The sequence below is a fragment of the Vibrio pomeroyi genome (assembly GCA_041879425.1).
Lineage (GTDB): Bacteria > Pseudomonadota > Gammaproteobacteria > Enterobacterales > Vibrionaceae > Vibrio > Vibrio pomeroyi_A.
On the sequence record CP090854.1, the window covers coordinates 238149 to 257199 of the forward strand.

At 44.4% G+C, this 19051-nt stretch carries 17 protein-coding genes and 1 pseudogene; 9 read left to right on the top strand and 9 right to left on the bottom strand.

The features are described from left to right. The first annotated feature begins 127 nt into the window (after positions 1 to 127). On the top strand, positions 128 to 1141 hold the full coding sequence (locus L0992_01090; protein ID XGB67360.1) for an IS110 family transposase: 1014 nt from the start codon (positions 128 to 130) through the stop codon (positions 1139 to 1141). Between the two features lie 638 nt (positions 1142 to 1779). On the opposite strand, the gene L0992_01095 is transcribed toward L0992_01090, so the two are convergent. After that, positions 1780 to 2013 (bottom strand): hypothetical protein, encoded by a 234-nt coding sequence (locus tag L0992_01095; GenBank protein XGB67361.1) that lies wholly within the window; start codon positions 2011 to 2013, stop codon positions 1780 to 1782. Positions 2014 to 2133: 120 nt separating this feature from the next. Here L0992_01095 and tnpA point away from each other — a divergent pair. After that, a pseudogene (gene tnpA, locus L0992_01100) lies at positions 2134 to 2556 on the top strand (IS200/IS605 family transposase). Positions 2557 to 2632: 76 nt separating this feature from the next. On the opposite strand, the gene L0992_01105 reads toward tnpA, so the two are convergent. After that, on the bottom strand, positions 2633 to 3538 hold the full coding sequence (locus tag L0992_01105; GenBank protein XGB67362.1) for a LysR family transcriptional regulator: 906 nt from the start codon (positions 3536 to 3538) through the stop codon (positions 2633 to 2635). 175 nt (positions 3539 to 3713) lie between these two features. On the opposite strand from L0992_01105, the gene L0992_01110 reads away from it, so the two are divergent. The 6 genes from L0992_01110 (at position 3714) to L0992_01135 (ending at position 12165) form a co-directional block, all read left to right on the top strand. Further along, a complete protein-coding gene (locus L0992_01110; protein XGB67363.1) occupies positions 3714 to 5501 on the top strand; it encodes a transporter in 1788 nt (595 codons plus the stop codon). 39 nt (positions 5502 to 5540) lie between these two features. Next, on the top strand, positions 5541 to 6089 hold the full coding sequence (locus L0992_01115) for an acyltransferase (protein XGB67364.1): 549 nt from the start codon (positions 5541 to 5543) through the stop codon (positions 6087 to 6089). 7 nt (positions 6090 to 6096) lie between these two features. After that, positions 6097 to 8286 (top strand): heparinase II/III family protein, encoded by a 2190-nt coding sequence (locus tag L0992_01120; protein XGB67365.1) that lies wholly within the window; start codon positions 6097 to 6099, stop codon positions 8284 to 8286. Between the two features lie 64 nt (positions 8287 to 8350). Then, positions 8351 to 9340 (top strand): polysaccharide lyase family 7 protein, encoded by a 990-nt coding sequence (locus L0992_01125; protein XGB67366.1) that lies wholly within the window; start codon positions 8351 to 8353, stop codon positions 9338 to 9340. Positions 9341 to 9936: 596 nt separating this feature from the next. Then, complete coding sequence (locus tag L0992_01130; GenBank protein XGB67367.1) at positions 9937 to 10494, top strand: phaC PHA synthase; 558 nt, start codon at positions 9937 to 9939, stop codon at positions 10492 to 10494. Positions 10495 to 10740: 246 nt separating this feature from the next. Then, positions 10741 to 12165 (top strand): diguanylate cyclase, encoded by a 1425-nt coding sequence (locus tag L0992_01135; GenBank protein XGB68663.1) that lies wholly within the window; start codon positions 10741 to 10743, stop codon positions 12163 to 12165. Positions 12166 to 12268: 103 nt separating this feature from the next. Here L0992_01135 and L0992_01140 read toward each other — a convergent pair whose 3' ends face one another. The 3 genes from L0992_01140 to epmB form a co-directional block, all read right to left on the bottom strand. Further along, on the bottom strand, positions 12269 to 12757 hold the full coding sequence (locus L0992_01140) for an MgtC/SapB family protein (GenBank protein ID XGB67368.1): 489 nt from the start codon (positions 12755 to 12757) through the stop codon (positions 12269 to 12271). A 105-nt stretch (positions 12758 to 12862) separates the two neighbouring features. Continuing rightward, positions 12863 to 13369 (bottom strand): prepilin-type N-terminal cleavage/methylation domain-containing protein, encoded by a 507-nt coding sequence (locus L0992_01145; GenBank protein ID XGB67369.1) that lies wholly within the window; start codon positions 13367 to 13369, stop codon positions 12863 to 12865. 29 nt (positions 13370 to 13398) lie between these two features. Beyond that, a complete protein-coding gene (epmB, locus tag L0992_01150) occupies positions 13399 to 14421 on the bottom strand; it encodes an EF-P beta-lysylation protein EpmB (GenBank protein XGB67370.1) in 1023 nt (340 codons plus the stop codon). 33 nt (positions 14422 to 14454) lie between these two features. Between epmB and efp the strand changes: the two genes are divergently transcribed. Continuing rightward, positions 14455 to 15021 carry an elongation factor P gene (gene efp / locus L0992_01155; GenBank protein XGB67371.1) on the top strand — a complete coding sequence of 189 codons (567 nt, stop codon included), beginning with the start codon at positions 14455 to 14457 and terminating at the stop codon, positions 15019 to 15021. A 244-nt stretch (positions 15022 to 15265) separates the two neighbouring features. Here the strand turns inward: efp and frdD are convergent, their stop codons facing one another. From frdD to frdA, 4 genes are read right to left on the bottom strand one after another with little or no spacing between them, the layout of a single operon-like run. Beyond that, positions 15266 to 15652, bottom strand: a complete 387-nt coding sequence (gene frdD, locus L0992_01160; GenBank protein XGB67372.1) for a fumarate reductase subunit FrdD — start codon at positions 15650 to 15652, stop codon at positions 15266 to 15268. Between the two features lie 12 nt (positions 15653 to 15664). Continuing rightward, a complete protein-coding gene (frdC, locus tag L0992_01165) occupies positions 15665 to 16048 on the bottom strand; it encodes a fumarate reductase subunit FrdC (protein ID XGB67373.1) in 384 nt (127 codons plus the stop codon). A gap of 1 nt (position 16049) precedes the next feature. Beyond that, positions 16050 to 16814 carry a succinate dehydrogenase/fumarate reductase iron-sulfur subunit gene (locus L0992_01170; GenBank protein XGB67374.1) on the bottom strand — a complete coding sequence of 255 codons (765 nt, stop codon included), beginning with the start codon at positions 16812 to 16814 and terminating at the stop codon, positions 16050 to 16052. Then, positions 16814 to 18664 carry a fumarate reductase (quinol) flavoprotein subunit gene (frdA, locus tag L0992_01175; protein ID XGB67375.1) on the bottom strand — a complete coding sequence of 617 codons (1851 nt, stop codon included), beginning with the start codon at positions 18662 to 18664 and terminating at the stop codon, positions 16814 to 16816. The genes L0992_01170 and frdA overlap by 1 nt, the downstream gene beginning before the upstream one ends. Positions 18665 to 19051: the final 387 nt, after the last annotated feature.

The window sequence follows — 19051 nt, forward strand, 5'->3', positions numbered from 1 at the left end:
CCCCTGACTTAATCCTATAAAGTCTGAAAAGCCCCGTAAACGTTGTGTTTACGGGGCTTAATTATATGGTCCGCCTCACTCTCAAGCCCTTAAGCTTAGAGTAGGCTCTCAGAATGAGGTGAACCATATGTCTTCTATTCATATTTTAGGTATCGACCTAGGTAAACATTGCTTCCATGCTATCGCACATAACCGTTGTGGCGTGGAGGTGCTGCGTCGTAAATTTAATCGCACTCAACTCTTAATCTTTCTTAGTAAAATAGAACCAACAACCATTGCTTTCGAAGCTTGTGGCGGTGCTCATTGGCTTGCTCGAAAGTGTAGTGAGTTTGGACATCAACCCCGACTTATTCCTCCTCAGTATGTTAAACCTTATGTCAAAGGCAATAAAAACGATTTCATCGATGCTTCAGCGATCGCAGAGGCTGCGGGTCGACCGACCATGAGGTTTGTAGCTGTAAAAAGTGAAGAGGCTCAAGTCATCGCAGCGATTCATCGAGTCAGAGATAGTTATATCAAGGAGAGAACCGCCACTATGTCGCGGATCGGCGCGATCTTACTTGAGTTCGGCCTTAGCTTTCCCAAAGGGCATGCAAAGATGAAGTCTCTGTTTCAATGGTTAGCAGAACAAACCGTCTCATTACCAAAAAGCTTGCTATGTGAATTGATATCTATTCACGAACATTACAAGTACCTTAATGAACAAATCAAAACTCAAGATAACAAGCTTCAAACTATTGTTAATAATAACGAAAGTGCTCAATTATTAAAAACTATCCCTGGAATTGGTGATCTTACCTCCACATTGTGTATTGCCGATGTAAGCTCTCCGAGTAACTTTACCAATGGCCGTGAGATGGCGGCTTGGTTGGGGCTTGTGCCAAGGCAATTCTCAACGGGAGGAAAGACCAAGCTACTTGGTATGAGTAAACGAGGGAATAAACACCTCAGAACTCTGTTTATCCATGGGGCAAGGGCTGTACTCTCTAGACTAGAGACGACAGGGAAAGTGTTTGGAGAGTGGCTTGTGAATCTACGAGCCACCAAACCATTTAATGTAGTGGTAGTCGCATTAGCCAACAAGCTAGTGAGGATAGCTTGGGCGGTGTTATACCACCGCCAAGCTTTTAAGGCTGTTTAGCTATAACCAAGTTTGCAACGCCAATGAACGTGATGACAAAAACGGTCAATCGGCCAGATTAAGAACCTGACACAAAAAATAGCAATTAATGCTTTGGGCTTTTTAAGGATAATCTGGCGCGGATATCATCGTGGAGCTGGGAAGCTAGTGCTCCCAACAAGGACTCCGAATACATTAGCGCAAACCAACTCCGTTATTACTTAATTGTAGTTGCAATAACGGGGCGGACCATACATTTTAGTTTCTATTTTCTAAGACACCCAACAAATAAGAAATCCAACAAGTAAGACATCCAATAAAATGCACAACTCTATTCGATATATTAACCACGGCTCGGATCTTTTCTTTGCCTTTAATGACAAGGTTTCAGTTCCAAAGCTTATGGTTATTCAAGGCTGAGGTTTTAGCTTAAGCTCTGTCATTAACCGACTGACCTATTAGCCTATTAGCCTATTAACCTATTAACCTATTAACCTATTAACCTATTAACCTATTAACCGAACAGCCGACTAACCGATCGGCGACTCAATGGTGTTTACCTCGCGCTGAGTTAACACGGAGCGACCTGCTTGCGGGCTTATCATGTCGTGAATTTCTCTATCACGTCGTAAATTGATCTATCGCTAAATTGTTGATTACTATTGGCTATTAGAAAGATTCATCACTGTGCTCGAAACATTCTCTGCACCTTTATGGATCTCATCCATGACGGTCGAGACTTGGGTAATTTTGGCATTGCCTTCTTCCGTAATGGACGACATTTCAGCCATCATGGTGGTCACTTCGTTGATGAGCTTCTGGTTTTCTTCTACAACTTTGATTATCTCATTGGTCGAATCTGAAGTTAGGGACGCGAGTTGTCCCTTTATCATTCTTGTAAACCTGCAATGAACCTCGTTTTTATTAGTCTCCTAAAAGGTTAAAACCACCGACTTTAGTCGATCAGCTTTAGCTATGATACTTTACAACTCTGTACATAGATGGAGTTGGTCATGTACCATCGTTACGGATGGTCATACGGTTTTTAAAATTCAGTATCATTTTGTATTCGTTACAAAATATCGGTATTAGGTTTTGTCTGGTGATGTCGGATTGAAAGTACGTGAATTAATCAGACAAACATGTCAAATGTTTGAAATCGACATACTCAAAGGTGTAGTCAGTAAGGATCACGCGCATCTTTTGGTATCAGCACCATCTAATATGGCTCCTAGCGAAATAATGCGTCGAATCAAAGGGCGTTCTTCTAGCAAATTGTTTGAGAGTTTCCCAGATCTCAAAAGAAGGTATTGGGGTCGACATTTTTGGGCTCGAGGTTACTTCTGTGTTACTTCGGGCTAGTTAACTCAAACAAATACCTAGAGCATCATTTTGAGCCAAAGGTCGAAGATAACTTCCGAACTGAAAGCGACTAACAACGGGTCTTTGACCCGTATCCGGACTTTCAGTCCGTAATACTAACCCACCTACTTTAGTAGGTGGTTGTTAAGTTTAAAGCATTGCTTGAATTTTGGTGCTCTCAGCAATAGTGTGCGAAATAAATTCATCGACGATATGGCTTTTGTTGTACTTACGGAAATAGGCTGTTAAAGGTAATTGAATGTCGATTTGGTTGATTGGCCTGCACACGCAACTGTCATCGGCGATAAATTTAATGCACCGAGGGGTGATGGAGATACCTAACCCTGAAGAGACGGTCGTAACCAAGTGACGCATATTCATTGGGTTTCCAACGACATTGGGCGCAAAACCGTTTTCCCTGCAAACCCGAATGATTCTCTCATAAACACCTAACCATTCATTGCGATGAAATAGATGAATGCTTTCATTTTGGAGATCTTCAATGTCGATGCATTTTTTAGCCGCGAGAGAATGATTGCGAGGCAAGAGTGCAGTCAAGCTGTCTTCGTAGACAAGATAAGAAGAAAAATAACTTTCGTCTAAGTGATGGCTTTCACGACTGAAAACGATATCAACTTTATTGTCGACCATGGCCTCAATTTGCTCGGCAGGTGTCATTTCATACAGACGCAGTTGGGCATTGGTGTACCTGGCGCGAAATCGGTTAATCAGTTCCGGAAGGAAAAAAGTGCACGCCGTAGCAAGATATCCGACTTTAATTTCTTGATGTTCATCAGAATCTATTTGCTTGATTACGGATTTTACTCGTTGATCATTCTCGATGATATGTAGGGCTTCTGGCAGTAATCGTTCTCCTGATGGGGTCAGATCCACCTGATGGGTCGTGCGATCAAACAGCTTTGTTTGCAGTTCATTTTCTAGATCAAAAATATGACGAGAAACGGTCGGCTGTACCGTGTGAAGTTCTCTAGCGGCTGCTGTGAAGTTCTTCAAACGTGCAACTGTGACAAAAGTGGTGAGTGTTTTTAGATCCATCGAGTGCCTATTTTTTGTTTGTATTATTGTTATACATTAATGCTATTTCCAACTTTGTTTAAGTCCGTTTAGTTTTGTTTATGGTGTAAGTCTCAGTTGTTTCTAAAACATGTCGATTAGAGCGTGTCGAACTGCATGAGATGTGCATACCTCCCTACAAAACAGGAAACAAAAAATGGACATTGATGTAATTATAGTTTTAGGGTACTTCGCCTTCCTTATCGGGTTGGGTTGGGTGTTTCGTTCTGCCGCAGCGAACACGAGCGAGTACTTTCGTGGTGGTGGTAAGATGCTTTGGTGGATGGTCGGTTCTAGCGCCTTCATGATGGCGCTGAGTGCCATGACATTCACCGGTCTGATGGGTAAAGCACTGACTAGTGGTATGTCAGTTGCGATTGTTTTTTTCGCTAACGCCCTTGGATATTTTGTCAACTATCTTTTCTTTGCGGCGAAAGCCCGCCAAATGCGTGTGATCAGCCCGATCCAAGGTGTACGTTTACGTCTTGGCCGTGTCAATGAACAAGTATTTACATGGGCTAACGTTCCCCTAAGTGTGCTGCAAGCTGCTATTTGGCTGAATGGTTTAGCCGTTTTCACTAGCGCCGTAATTGGCGTCCCTTTAGAACAGACTATCGTAGGTGCGGGGCTGGTTGTTCTATTTATTTCTTTGGTTGGTGGCAGCTGGGCTGTTATCGCTTCTGACTTTATGCAGATGATCATCATCACCGTCATGACCTTTATTGCTGCGATGGTTGCTATCTGGAAATCAGGTGGTGTTGGCAACTTACTTGAAGTGGGTTTACCGACACAACAGCTCATCGGCGATGGCTACAGTTATTCATATCTATTTGTTGGTTGGTTTATCTGTATTTTTGTTAAGCAGTTTTTCAGTACCAACAACATGGTGGACTCTTATCGATTTATTGCATCAAAAGACACTAAGAATGCTCGTAAAGCAGCGCTGTTAGCATGTGGATTGATGATCATTGGTCCTTTGATGTGGTTCCTACCTGCTTGGTTTGTCGCGGGAAATTATCCAGATACCAGCACTTGGGGACTTGAAGGTTTAGGCAGTAAAGTCGCAGACGCAACTTACTACATGTTCGTTAAGAACGAGATGCCAGTTGGTATGGTTGGGTTGATGTTGGCAGCCATGTTCGCCGCGACAATGTCATCAATGGACTCTGCACTAAACCGTAACGCAGGGATCATCTTAAAAAGCGTGTACGAACCTTATTTCTGTAAAGAGGCAACAGAAGCTAAATTAATGAGTGCGAGCCGAGTGCTTACCGCTGCATTCGGAATCATCATTATCATTTCTGCCCTGTTCCTCACTTCTTTGAAGCAGTTTGGTCTTTTTGACCTCATGATGCTTGTTGGCACCTTGGTTGGATTCCCTGTCCTTATTCCATCTATTATGTGTTTCTTCATCAGAAAAACACCAGATTGGGCCGGATGGGGCACTATCTTAGTCGGTATGGTGGTGTCATCTATCATTGCGTTCTTCATCACACCAGAGGTGATGCAAGGCATTCTTGGGCTCGACCAACCGTTATCTGCTCGTGAGTTTGCGGAAATGAAATCAGTGACGCTTGGCGTGGTTGGCCATATGTCAATTACTTTGCCGTTCTTTGTTCTCTCCCAGTTCTTCTATAAAGGGCACACTCCTGAGCGAGAAGTTGAAGTTAATCGTTTCTTTAGCAATGTTGATACTGAAGTCCTGGTGGAAGACAACGTTACGAGCATCGCAATGGACAACAAACAGCGCGATATGCTTGGAAAAATGCTGCTGGTTGCCGCGGTGTTCCTCTCTATGTTGGTTCTTATTCCGAATCCAATGTGGGGGCGCATGTTGTTTATGATTGTTGCTCTGATCATCGGTGGTATTGGTGGCCTACTTCTACTTGCTTCAAAAAGAGCCAGCCGCTCAATAAAGCCCATATCTATAACAAATAATGTTTAATCAAAATGGGCTGAATTCGTTCAGCCCAAGGATCTCACTATGTCAGTACAAGAAAAGTTTGGTGGCGAACTCACCGATGAAGAGTTTCGCAAATTGACCTTATATACCACTCAAAGCAACAACAAACAGGACGATGAAGCACGAGCTCAAATTCTTGGTTTCACGAATGAAAATGTGCGTATTGCGCCGGGGGCCATCGTTCGCATTGGAGACAATCAATTAGGTCCACGTAGCTATGTTGGTTTGTACAGCTACATCAACGGTGACATCGTCATTGGTGAAGATGTCGCGATTGGTCCTCACGTTTCTATTGTTGCGGGTAACCATGTGTTTGACCCAATGACGAATTGTTTTAGTGGACGAAGTTGTTGGGAGGAGGGGAGCGTAGTCATTCAAAGAGGCGTCTGGCTTACCTCTGGTGTCGTTATTACACCAGGAACGACGGTCGGTGAGTGCGCGCTTGTCTGTGCCAATTCCGTGGTTACATCAGATGTTCTCCCTTATGCGATAGTTGCTGGCACACCAGCTAAACAAATTGGTCGGATTGACCCTGAGTCAGGCCAATATCACTGGTTTAATAAGGAGTAATTAATCCATGTTAACCCTAACAAGAAAACATGACTTTCAGTTATTCACTTCACCAACAAAGCATACTGTCGTGGTAAATCCGCCCAGTTTTAACTGGCCTCATGAGCGTTATGAAGCGTTGTATTGTCTTGAGTTAGAGGCTGTAGATCATAAAAAATCATGGCATTGGGAGCGTATTCAGTCTCCGATGCAGCTGGACTTTTCCCTTGAACAGGGCAACTACCGTTGGCGAGTAAGATGTGAACAAAGTGGTGAATTATCTCTTTGGCACGAGTTCTCTATTGATGCGGAGACCGAGGGATATTTAGCTCCATCTGCGAAAGAGCTGTTTGCTTTATGTGAAGAGCATGAGCAGTTCTTACTGTATTTCGACATTGATATCCCAACCATACAAAAATCGGTTTCAGAGTTTCGATCGAAATTTGCTGCAAGTGTTGAAGGCATTGATATTGAAGCTATCCAATACCCTAATCACTATCGCAGAGGGCAAGAAGAAGGGAAGCGCACAGCCATCGCAAATGTGCGTAACTGGATTGACCGTGATTTGATTGCCTTAACGTTACTCTATCGAGTTTGGGGTGACGATACTGCTGGTCATCAAGCTTGTCAGGTGTTATTGCGCCTTGCTGAGTGGAGTCCAGAGGGACCCGCTTCTTTGCTTCGCCCATGTACTTGGGGAGATGAGGTCGGTTTGTCTTTAGCAAGGAACTTATATCTCGCTTACCACTGGCTGTCGCCTTTATTGACAGAGGAAGAACGTGATTTTGTTCGTCCATTATTGGTTCGCTTAGCGTTTCAAATGGAAGAAAGGCTAGAACAAGACCAGTTTAAGCAGTTTCCGGGACATTCTCATACATCAAGGCTTCCTGCTTACTTAGGTATTGCCGCCCTTACTTTGCATAAAGAGTTTGATATCACCACGTGTGAACGTTGGTTGGACTACGCATTGACGATTTATCGAGGTGTTTTGCCATTTTATGGAGGCGAAGATGGAAGTTGGGTAGAGGGGCCTTTTTATTCGTCGTCTTATACCAAATGGCATCATCCATTCTTTTTAGCTGTGGAGCGTTTGAGTGGATTCTCTTTCTATAATCATCCGTTTTACAAAAACTATGTCAAATTTGCAATGGACTTTGTGGCGACTCAAGAACGTATTCACCCGTTTGGTGACGGCTTTTGGTGTCAACGAGAAGGCAAAGAGTGGCCCGGGTTCTTCGCTCAAAATCCACTACGTATTTACGCACAACGCTACGGTGATCAGGCCGCCCGTAGTTTGGATAAAGTGCTAGAAGATGAAGTCCAGTCTTACAAACTGCATCTATTAGATGTGGTGCCAACCATACCGCAGTTGAGCCATCGTGAGGTGACGGATGGCGTCGACGAGTATTCAAATGACTTAGCGCATATTTATTACTCATACGCTGGCCTGGGCAAGTTGTCGAAAAACAAGATGGCTCTGTATTACCGCGCGAGTCAATTTGGCAACAGCTCACACCGTCATGCCGACCAAGGTAACTTTGCCTTCGTTGATCAGGGCCAAAATATCTTAACCCCAAGTGGCAGTTATGGTTATCGATTTGGTAGCCAACATCACAGCTTGTGGACTCGAACCACTCAAGCGCACAACTTGCCTTTGATTGCTGGAATGGGGCAAAAGCTGGATTGTCCTTCAGGTGTTGCTCAATTGATCAAACAGAAAAACGACGCGGATTTCAACTACGTTGTTCTTGATTTAACCGAGGCTTACGTGGGCTGCAAACATTATTGGCGAACGCTTGTTCAAGTAGCAGATAAAGGTGTGGTGATTTTTGACGACATCGAGCTAACTGAAGCGAGAGAGCTCCAATGGCGTTTGCACACTCCGAGTGACGTCGAGCTTGGAGCTGATAAGACTCGACTTCTTCAAGGCAATCTTGAGTACTGCCTTCAGCTTACTGGAGAAGATATGGGGAGCCCCAGGTTCGTTCCAGAAATCAATGATGCTAGTGACTTTTATGGTGACGTTGAATCGGATGCTCAGAAGCAAATCAACCATCTAGAGTGGCAGTTACCAGCACGTTTTAACCACCGTGTACTGATGAATTGTGTAAAGGAGGTGAACTTGAGCTGTCATCTAAATGAAGAGGGGGCAGTTATCGATTGGGACGGTGTGCTTTTTCATCTCGGAGTCAAAGAGCGTCTTCTTCAACCACAGTGATACACCAAACCCGCTGCAATGCTATTGCGGTGGGTTTTCAACATAACAATAAAGAGAAACAACAATGAATATTACTTCTAAAACCCTACTAGCGTTGAGCATTTCGGCTATCTCTTCTCATGCGATGGCGCAACTTGATCCAAGCAAAGCACCGTCTGAAAATTTTGATTTGTCCAAGTGGAAAATAGTAACTCCGATGGAAGACACAAAACCTGAGCGTAAAGGTAAAGTGATGGAAATATCCAAAGCTGAGTTGAATGAAGACTACCAACATGCACCGTGGTTTTATACCGACAAAGAAAGTGGCGCAATGGTGTTTGCGGCTCCGAATAAAGCGATGACGACACCGAATTCGAGTAATGCTCGGTCTGAGCTTCATGCTTTAATCTCAGATAATGCATCGATTGGCCCTTATGAACCTGCGAACAATTTTGTCCTTGCATCACATCCTGATGCTGATGAGTTTGGTGCCATTGGTGGAAAAATGAATGCGACTCTTGCTGTCGACCATGTAAGCCAAAGTGGTGACCATCGTCATAATGACTCTTTCTCTGTTGTTATTGGACAGATTCATGCAGGGACGAATGAACCTCTTAAAATTTTCTACCGTAAGTTGCCTGATCAAGAGTATGGTTCGGTATATTGGAATTATGAAAATAACGCATTAGGTGATGATTACCATCGTCGTTTGGATATTTCTCACAATGTTTTTGGTAAGGCTAAAATTCGATTTGGTGAGCCAGAACCCACTGATGGTATCAAACTCGGGGAGAAATTTTCCTACGAGATCCAAGTTGATGGTGATGTAATGTATCTCGAGTTCACGAAAAACTTGGAGAGCAAAATGCCAATCACTCGTTCTTTTGCGATTGACTTAGCGAAGGGGCACTACCTTGGTAATAAGTACGATGCTGGATATAAAAATGAATGGTTCTTCTTTAAAGCGGGTGCATACAATCAATGTAGTACGGGTGTTGTACGTTGTAAAAACGAAGGTATTGAGGCTGGAGATTATACTCAGGTTAGTTTCTACCAACTCGATATTAAACACTAGGGTTTTAATTTGACAAAGAAATGAATACCGCATTACAGGAGCTTAACCTTCTGGAATCACTTGATTATATGGTGCTTCGTTTTTTAGTATAAAAGAGATTGATATTGTGCCATTCTTCTAAGTGTAACGATAAAGCTATATATTGCCGATGATTCAATCATTTGATTATAGTTGAGGGTGTAATGAAGGGTATTTTGTTATGCTTTACTTTTAATTTTCTTTTAAAGTAATAGCTTAGGTTGCTATGGGCGGCATGATGTATCATCCCCTTTCTCTATAGCAGAGAAAGCCATACACAAGCTTTAAAGCGGAGACTTAGGTCTCCGTTTTTTTATGTTTTGAATTCGTCATTCCTTACAGCGAGGCACGAGCGTGATTGGGAATCTTTAGTGTTGTGCATCGAAATGTGTGCCGACGGCTACTCTTACCTCTTATCGTATCCCTTTCTTTATATTGCTCTTTATGATTTAGAGTCTTATATTCAACAGTACGGTTATGACATCGATTTAACATGGATAGCTGTTGAATAAAGGACAATAAACGCTTGATTGATAATGTATAAATCAAGTCAACAATAAGTCAGTGGAGACTCCCCAATGAAAAAACTACTTTCAGTACTTGCTGTGTCGGCAGCAGTAATGGCACCTGCGGCATTCGCTTCTTCGCCAGTTATGTTTTCAACAATCAACGGCTTCAACGCACCTGATTCAGATGCCGTTGGCGGTGTGCGTTTGGCTTTACTTCATGGACAAGTTAACGATCTTAAAGGTCTTGATCTTGCGGTTGTGGGTATGTCAGAAACGCAAACAACAACAGGTGTGAACCTGGGTATTTTTGGTGCATCTAAAGTGAACCAAGAAATGACAGGCGCGTCACTGGGTTTCTTTAACTGGAACACAGGCCAAACAACGGGTCTTAACTTAGGTGCAGTTAACATCACTAACGATGTGAAAGGCGCGAACGTGAGTTTCGTCAACTACTCAGAAGGTAACACTATGGTTGATGTTGGCGCAGCGAACCTTTCAGAAGTGTCTACGGTTCAGGTTGGTATCTTCAACAAAACCAACAAAATCGAAGGCGTACAGGTTGGTTTGATCAACTGTGCTGATAACGGTTTCTTCCCGTGCTTCCCGATTGTAAACTTTGCTAAGTAAGGCTTAGTGTTACTATAGTGATTCATAACGCCTAAGTGCATCTGACTTAGGCGTTATTGCAACTCAGCATTTTCTTATAGATTTCCAAACGCCCCTCCAAAACAGATAAGCATGTTGTTTTATATTTAATGTTGCGCTATTTTCATTTATAAGTACAATGTTCGATAAATTCCCAGCGATGATTTATATGCTTTGATTAATCACCATACCGTCGATTTTAAAAGGGCTTTTTTAAGCCTGACCGCCATTTTTTTAGTAGTTTTGAGCTTGTTGCTCGTTGATTCAGCGGAAGAATCAGATAAACAGTATGGAATTGAAAACCAAGGCGTGACACGCTCTTTAACCGAGCTCACACAGATCATTAATGCGCTTGAGTACAACATCACTGCGCTTTACCCATTGCATGGAGATACTTATGTATTCTCGCATGACAAAAAGGTAGACGGTGAGACGTGTTACTTCATTAGTGAGGAGCAGCAAGCCCCTCGTTTTGACTTTATGTTCTCTGGCCCGAGCGAGATGTGCGACCCTAATTCAGAACTTCACTCTGAAGCGGCCAAGCGCTTATTCATCGCACCTACCATGGCTTATTTCGCCAATACTATAGAGACCATCTCTGCGATTTACTTCATCTCGAAAGAGAAGTTCATCATCTCTTCACCTTCTGACTTTGCTAGCTACATTAAGGGCGATACCTTTGATTCGGTCGTGAACAGCCGTCCTTATTGGGTGAATACGATTCGCTTTGGTCTCTCTCAGGGCAAAGAGCAGGTGGTGTATACCGGGCAATATGATGACTACCTTACCGGGAAAAAAGTCGTGACTTTAACCAAAGGGATCTACGTCAATGGTGAGTTTAAAGGGGTGTTAGGTGTTGATGGTTATGTCTCTAATCTCGTATCGAATCCAGCACATGGTTATGAGGTGACGAGTGTCAGAGGTGCCAACAAATATGGCCTGATGGACTTTACCCATTCACGACCTTTGTATGTCGATGGCATCAACACACAACTCTACCTGACTATCGAAGAGGATAAGAGCGAGCACTTCTTACATGTGTTGGAGATGGAGCGGGTTCAGTTATTCATTTTACTGGTTTTGTATTTTGTATCAGCCTTGTCACTGTGGCGCTTTTATACCAAGCAAGAACATAAGCGTTTAAACGATTTAGCGATGCAAGATCCACTGACAGGGTTATTGAATCGACGCGGTTTTGAAGCTCGATTATTGGCACAAGATGAAGAGCCGATTATTGGTGTTGGCGTGTTTGATATCGATGACTTCAAGGTGGTGAACGATCAACATGGCCATAAAGTAGGAGACGAGGTGATCTGCCACGTTGCTCAACTGATGATGAACAGCGTTAGGCAACAAGACATTGTAGCTCGCTTTGGTGGTGAGGAGTTTGTTGTCGCGATCACGGGTGAATCATCTGAACTGCTTTCATCGATCTTTGAGCGAATTCAAAACGACATCAGTTTGCAGAGTTATCGATGCCCAACAGGCGATAAAATCAGTATCTCTGTCTCTGGAGGTGCGACGCTCTACTCTCTGTATAAGTTTGAAAGCGTCGGGCACTTGTGGGAGAACCAGAGTATTCGTTCGTCTGATCAACAACTCTACAAAGCGAAGGCTGCGGGTAAGAATCAAGTGTGTATTGAGGTGTATTAGTAGCTACTCACCAAATAACGAAAAGCCTAGTCGATTGACTAGGCTTCTTTGCATCAGTGGTCGTGCATTGAGGTCTTGAGACAAAAGGTTATAAAGGGCGGTATTATTTCTTCACGCGACCTTTACGCATCCACTTCTGGTGAACACCACGACGCAAGCTTTGGAAGCTGTTTTCTACCTTGTCGACGCCAAGCAAAATCACTAGCGCCATTAGCGTGATAATGACCGATTGAGAAAGGTGGCCAAGGGCAATCATCATCCCAAGTGCAGCAAGCACCCAGATAATTGCAGCTGAGGTCACGCCATGAATCTTGCCGTCGAGCGTCATCATCACGCCTGCACCAAGGAAACCTACACCAGTAATGATCTGACCAAGCACACGAGCTTGATCTAGCGTATTGGGGGAAAGGCTAATCGCCATGGTGAGGAAGAAGTAAGTACCGCTTATGATCAGAATCGAGGTTCTGATTCCTACTGGTTTACCTCGCGTTTGTCGCTCTATGCCGATTAACGAACCACACAGCATACACACAGCAAGGCCTGCCCAGCTAAAGGGGGCAAGGTTGAGAGTTTGTTCTATAAATTGTGTCATATCACCCCTCCTAAAAATTTAGAATAGAGCCGAGTATGCTAATAATAGACCGTACGATCGAACAAAAACTTTTTGTCTTAACGATTGATAAAGATGACTTAAAGTCTAGCAGCCGTCTGTTGTTAAGGTGAAGACTGGTGTCGTGGTCTCAGTCGCTTCTTGGTACTCAAGGTAGCAGTTATCAGACTGATTTTTTCGGCTAGAAGGAGCATAGATAATTGTCCCATCTCCGGCACTTACATTGGTAAAGAACCAGTCTGCTCGACCTGTATCCCAAACCGCATCTAAGAAGGTGGATTCGATGAGTTGTGACCAAGTCTGTTTATTCATCGCTGCGGGGTAGCCATAGGCCACTAATATATCGTCACCTTCAACATTAATCGATGCGCTGACAGCCTTATCTAAGCCTAGTGCTGATGTCTTACCATAAAGCATAGCACTTGCGCCCTCCATTCCGCCCTTGAGACCATTTAATGTCGAGATGCGAGCATCGGTTTGAAGGTTGAGAAACTTAGAAGCCGCTGTCACTGACACAATACCCAGAATTACAATCACCACAACCAATTCAATAATGGTGAAGCCTTTTGAACGGTGTTTTGTCGCTGGTGGCATAACTGAGGCATTTCATTGATACGACTTCTCTATTCAATGTGTAGGTCGAGTGGGGTCTTGCTGGTGCGACCGCCAATCTCGCGAGTGAGTTTTGGTACTAGGTAGCCAGAAACCTCAGAGATCAAACCCTTGAAGTGGTGCTTTGCCTCTTCATCCGAAATATAGAAGTGCGCCGCGCCCTGAACCTTATCAAGTACATGCATATAGTAAGGTAAAACACCGGCATCGAATAGCCTTTCACTTAAATCTTTCAATGAGTTAGCGCTATCATTGACACCTTTCAGCATCACGCCTTGATTAAGCAGAGTTGCACCAGTTTGCTTAAGTTTTTGGAAGGCTTGTTTGAGCTCTTCATTGATCTCATTAGCGTGATTAATATGGCTAACCATGACCACATTTAAACGAGTGTTAGCCAATGTTTGGCACAGCTCGTCAGTCACTCGAGCGGGGATCACAACCGGTAAGCGGCTATGGATACGAACGGTTTTGACATGTGGAATGTGCTCAATGGCTTTAATGAGCCATTCTATTTCACTGTCTTTAGCCATTAGAGGATCGCCACCAGATAAGATGACCTCGTTGATCTCCGGGTGCTGAGCTACGTAATCGAGACTGGTTTGCCAAACCGTTTTTGAGCCCTTGTTATCTTGATACGGAAAATGACGACGGAAGCAGTAGCGACAGTTAATCGCACAGCCACCTTTTACAATCATCAATGCGCGATTTTTGTATTTGTGTAGTAGCCCGGGAATAGCGTTGTCTTGTTCTTCCAATGGATCGGCGGAATAGCCCTGATGAACCTCAAACTCTTCGCTTAGCGGCAAAACCTGTCGCAGCAAAGGGTCGTGTGGGTTGCCTTTTTCCATTCGTTCGACAAAGCTAAGAGGAACCCGAAGCGCAAATAACTCACGTGCAGCAAAGCCTGCTTGCCACGGTGTTGGGTCTATTTCCAATGCCTCAAGCAGTTTTGTCGGGTCAGAGATCGCATTCGATAGTTGTTTGAGCCAGTTTTGCTCAACAGATTCGACTTTTCGGGTTATGATATGCGGCATTGAAATTAACTCAAAGATGTGGAAGAGAAAATCATGGCGTCAGTAAGCACCAATGAATTCAAAGGCGGTTTAAAATTCATGATGGATAACGAGCCTTGCTCAATTATCGAAAATGAATACGTTAAGCCAGGTAAAGGCCAAGCGTTTAACCGTGTTAAACTTCGTAAACTGCTGTCAGGCAAAGTGTTAGAGAAAACATTTAAGTCAGGCGATACAGTAGAACTAGCGGACGTTGTAGACGTTGAACTAGGCTACCTATACAGCGATGGCGAATTCTACCACTTCATGAACAACGAAACATTCGAGCAAATCGCTGCTGATGCAAAAGCAGTAGGCGAGACTTCTAAATGGTTAGTTGAAAACGACGTATGTACTCTAACGTTGTGGAATGATAACCCTATCACAGTAACTCCACCAAACTTTGTTGAGATCGCAGTAACAGAAACCGATCCTGGCCTTAAAGGCGACACACAAGGTACTGGCGGTAAGCCTGCAACTCTAGCAACTGGCGCGGTAGTTCGCGTACCTCTATTCATCGCAATCGGTGAAGTTGTTAAAGTTGATACTCGTACTGGCGAATACGTTGGTCGTGTGAAGTAATTTACTTCAAGTATCTGAAAAAGGTCGCTTAGGCGGCCTTTTTTGTATCTGGAGATCGAGGGAAGAGCAGATACGAGTAAACGGGATTCGGGATATGAAGACCTGGAAGAGCAAGCTATCTGGATGTGTGAAATTCGACAAGCAACAAAAAAGCAGAGCCGGATAACCTAGCTCTGCTTTTAGTCTTTTCGCTCTTAAACTTTTCGCATCTCGATTACTCGAATCCCGAATCTGCTCTTAACTGTTAAATCATAAAGATGAAGATAACAGATAACGCGCTGATTAGGCCTGCAAAGAAGTAGCACCCCACTTTACCTGCAACGCCGACGTGGAATTTCAGGTCGTGCATGCCGTGGTGAAGACGGTGCATTGCGTGCCACATTGGCAGTGCTAGCGTACCGATGATGAATAGCGCACCGATAATGCTGGTGGCAAATTCAGACACACGTTCGTAGCTCATTGCGTCCGCATCGATGATACCCATTGGCACTAAGATACCTAACACTAGAATCGTGATTGGTGTGATCATCGCGAACCAAGTACCGCCAGCGCCAAACAGACCCCACCAGATTGGCTCATCAGAGCGTTGAGGATTGTGGTTAACAGGTTTTACTTTGTAATTTGTGTTCATAACGAAAGCTCCTTACACCACAATAAGAACGATTAAAGAAATAAAAGCCACCGCTGCCCACTGAGTCAGTACGATGATTCTCTTATCAACCAATTTACCTTTCAGGCGGATTGGCATCACTTGAGGCATCATGCTGAAGAAGGTTTGAGCGTGCATTAAGCTGCCTAGCAGTGCCACGATATTAATACCGACAATGATAGGGTTCGCCATAAAGCTCAGCCAACCCGCCCACGCTTCAGGGCCTTTCACTAGCGCACCTAAACCAAAGGTTAGGAACACAGTGAACAGAATCAAAGGCAGTACAGTTGCTTCACGTAGCATGTAGAAGCGGTAGAACGGATGGTTGCTCCACCACGTTCTCTTCATCTCACGAACATAAGGCTTACGATTGCTCATATTATGCCTCCTCTGCTGTTTTTACTTGCGACCCGTCTGGCTTGAACATCGAGATAACGAAGTCCATTGAAGACTCAACTTTACCTTGGTTCACTGCCGCTGCTGGGTCTACTTTCTTCGGACATACTTCAGAACAGTAACCAACGAACGTACAGCCCCAAGCGCCGTTTTCACCGTTGATAAGCTTCATACGTTCAGCTTTACCGTTGTCACGGCTATCTAGGTTGTAACGGTGAGCAAGAGTAAGAGCCGCAGGTCCGATGAACTCAGGGTTCAGACCGAATTGAGGACACGCTGCGTAACAAAGACCGCAGTTGATGCAGCCAGCGAACTGTTTGTACTTCGCCATTTGCTCTGGAGTCTGAATGTTAGTGCCGTCTTCAGGCTTACGGTCGTTACCAATGATGTAAGGCTTAATCGCTTCAAGGCGCTCGATGAACGGCGTCATGTCGACAATCAAATCTTTCTCGATTGGGAAGTTTGCAAGCGGCTCGATAGTTAGACCGTTCGGGTAGTCACGTAAGAAGCTCTTACACGCTAACTTAGGCACGCCATCAACCATGATGCCGCAAGAGCCACAGATCGCCATACGACAAGACCAACGGTATGAAAGGTCTTTGTCTTGGTGATCTTTGATGTAACCAATCGCATCAAGTACTGACATGGTTTCATCGAATGGGACTTCGAAAGTCTGCATGTAAGGTTCTGCATCTTTCTCTGGGTCGTAGCGCAGAATGTCTACTTTTTGGATACGGTTCGCTGACATTATGCTTGCTCCTCTTCGCTCTTCTCATCTTTTTTAGCACCAGCTTCTGCAGACTTATTAGCTTCTGCAGCTTTTTCAGCGGCAGCGGCTTTCTCTGCTGCTTCACCGTATAGACGAGCTTTAGGTTGAGATTTAGTAATCTTCACGCCGCTGTAGTCGATAGTTGGTGCTGCATCTTCGTTGTAGAACGATAGAGAGTGTTTCAGGAAGTTCACGTCATCACGTTCTGTGCAGTTGTCGTCTAGACGTTGGTGTGCACCGCGAGACTCTTTACGAAGGATCGCAGAGTGAACCATCGCTTCTGCGACTTCTAGGCCGTAGCCCACTTCGATAGCGTAAAGTAGGTCAGTGTTGAACACTTTGCCTTTGTCTTTAATGCTGATCTTCTTGTAGCGCGCTTTCAGTTCAGTGATCTTGTTGATGGTCTCTTGCATCAAGTCTTCTTGACGGTAGATACCACAACCCGCTTCCATGGTGTGACCCATTTCAGTACGGATATCAGCCCAGTTCTCATCGCCTTCTTGGTTTAGTAGACCTGCGATGCGATCTTCAACCGCTTTAACTTGCTTAGCGATAGACTCTTCGTTCCAGCCTTTGAATTCAGCAGCGCGTTTCACCGCTTCTTCACCAGCTACGCGGCCAAATACTACGAACTCAGCCAGAGAGTTAGAACCTAGGCGGTTTGCGCCGTGTAGGCCAACAGAAGCACATTCACCAACAGCGAATAGGCCTTTGATGCGAGTTTCACAAGTACCGTTAGTTTCAATACCACCCATGGTGTAGTGAACAGTCGGACGAATTGGGATTGGTTCTTTTGCTGGATCGACGTTTACGTAGGCTTTTGCAAGCTCACAGATAAACGGTAGACGCTCTTGCAGGTACTCTTCACCAAGGTGGCGAAGGTCAAGGTGTACTACATCACCAAGCGGGTGCTTGATGGTGTTGCCTTTTTGCTGCTCGTGCCAGAATGCTTGAGAAACTTTGTCACGAGGACCCAGTTCCATGTATTTGTTTTTCGGCTCGCCCACTGGAGTTTCAGGGCCCATGCCGTAATCTTGTAGGTAACGGTAGCCGTTCTTGTTGACGATGATACCGCCTTCACCACGACAACCTTCGGTCATCAAGATACCAGTACCTGGAAGGCCTGTTGGGTGGTATTGAACGAACTCCATATCACGCAGTGGTACACCATGACGATAAGCCATTGCCATACCGTCGCCCGTTACGATGCCGCCGTTGGTGTTGCAGTGGTAAACACGGCCTGCGCCACCTGTTGCTAGAACAACAGATTTCGCTTTGATGGTAACAAGCTCACCTTCAGACATATGAATCGCGATAAGGCCTTGTACTTCGCCTTCTTCAACGATCAAATCCACCACAAAGTACTCATCAAATCGTTTGATTGTGTCGTACTTCATCGAAGTCTGGAACAGAGTATGAAGCATGTGGAAGCCCGTCTTATCCGCTGCGAACCACGTTCTCTCTACCTTCATACCGCCGAATCGGCGTACGTTTACTTCACCGTTTTCTTTACGACTCCATGGGCAGCCCCATTGTTCCATTTGGATCATTTCGCGAGTCGCGTTTTCAACAAAGTATTCAACAACATCCTGTTCACATAGCCAGTCGCCACCGCCAACAGTATCGTTGAAGTGGTTATCTAAGCTATCTTCGTCTTTAATTACCGCTGCTGAACCGCCTTCTGCTGCTACCGTGTGCGAACGCATTGGGTAAACTTTAGAAATCAGTGCTACTTCCAGTTCAGGATTAGCTTCAGCCGCAGCAATAGCTGTACGAAGACCAGCGCCGCCTGCGCCGATGACTGCGATATCTGTGGTAATTGTCTTCACAGTTATTCTCCAGTGTGATGCGGAGTATTCCGCTTGTTATTATAAAAAGCCTATTTAGAGAGCAGTAAACGGCATCAACCGATCATCACCCCTAAGCCTTAAGTGGTAGGTTCAGTGTAAGAGAGGAGGGTGTTTGAAAAATTGATGTATTTAGGTTTTTGCTTCGGTAATGCATATGGAGGCATAGAATTTATAGGTTATGTGACTGCAATCACGGCAATCAATTGTTGATAACGATTCCCCCACAAGGCTCGTGTTAACGGCTTGTTGAGTATGATTTTTGTTATCAATGCTGGGAGAGGTCAAATATGTATAAATGTATTGTAGAACGTGATTTTATGGCTTCATGAAAACCGTATGATGACCTCATTAATACAAAGATAGAAG

Excerpts from the sequence above, each read along its gene's own strand:
- L0992_01105 (XGB67362.1), bottom strand. The coding sequence starts at position 3,538 with ATGGATCTAAAAACACTCACCACTTTTGTCACAGTTGCACGTTTGAAG.
- L0992_01115 (XGB67364.1), top strand. The coding sequence starts at position 5,541 with ATGTCAGTACAAGAAAAGTTTGGTGGCGAACTCACCGATGAAGAGTTT.
- L0992_01170 (XGB67374.1), bottom strand. The coding sequence starts at position 16,814 with ATGTCAGCGAACCGTATCCAAAAAGTAGACATTCTGCGCTACGACCCA.
- L0992_01120 (XGB67365.1), top strand. The coding sequence starts at position 6,097 with ATGTTAACCCTAACAAGAAAACATGACTTTCAGTTATTCACTTCACCA.
- L0992_01145 (XGB67369.1), bottom strand. The coding sequence starts at position 13,369 with ATGCCACCAGCGACAAAACACCGTTCAAAAGGCTTCACCATTATTGAA.
- frdC (XGB67373.1), bottom strand. The coding sequence starts at position 16,048 with ATGAGCAATCGTAAGCCTTATGTTCGTGAGATGAAGAGAACGTGGTGG.
- L0992_01125 (XGB67366.1), top strand. The coding sequence starts at position 8,351 with ATGAATATTACTTCTAAAACCCTACTAGCGTTGAGCATTTCGGCTATC.
- L0992_01090 (XGB67360.1), top strand. The coding sequence starts at position 128 with ATGTCTTCTATTCATATTTTAGGTATCGACCTAGGTAAACATTGCTTC.
- efp (XGB67371.1), top strand. The coding sequence starts at position 14,455 with ATGGCGTCAGTAAGCACCAATGAATTCAAAGGCGGTTTAAAATTCATG.
- L0992_01140 (XGB67368.1), bottom strand. The coding sequence starts at position 12,757 with ATGACACAATTTATAGAACAAACTCTCAACCTTGCCCCCTTTAGCTGG.
- epmB (XGB67370.1), bottom strand. The coding sequence starts at position 14,421 with ATGCCGCATATCATAACCCGAAAAGTCGAATCTGTTGAGCAAAACTGG.
- L0992_01130 (XGB67367.1), top strand. The coding sequence starts at position 9,937 with ATGAAAAAACTACTTTCAGTACTTGCTGTGTCGGCAGCAGTAATGGCA.
- L0992_01095 (XGB67361.1), bottom strand. The coding sequence starts at position 2,013 with ATGATAAAGGGACAACTCGCGTCCCTAACTTCAGATTCGACCAATGAG.
- frdD (XGB67372.1), bottom strand. The coding sequence starts at position 15,652 with ATGAACACAAATTACAAAGTAAAACCTGTTAACCACAATCCTCAACGC.
- L0992_01110 (XGB67363.1), top strand. The coding sequence starts at position 3,714 with ATGGACATTGATGTAATTATAGTTTTAGGGTACTTCGCCTTCCTTATC.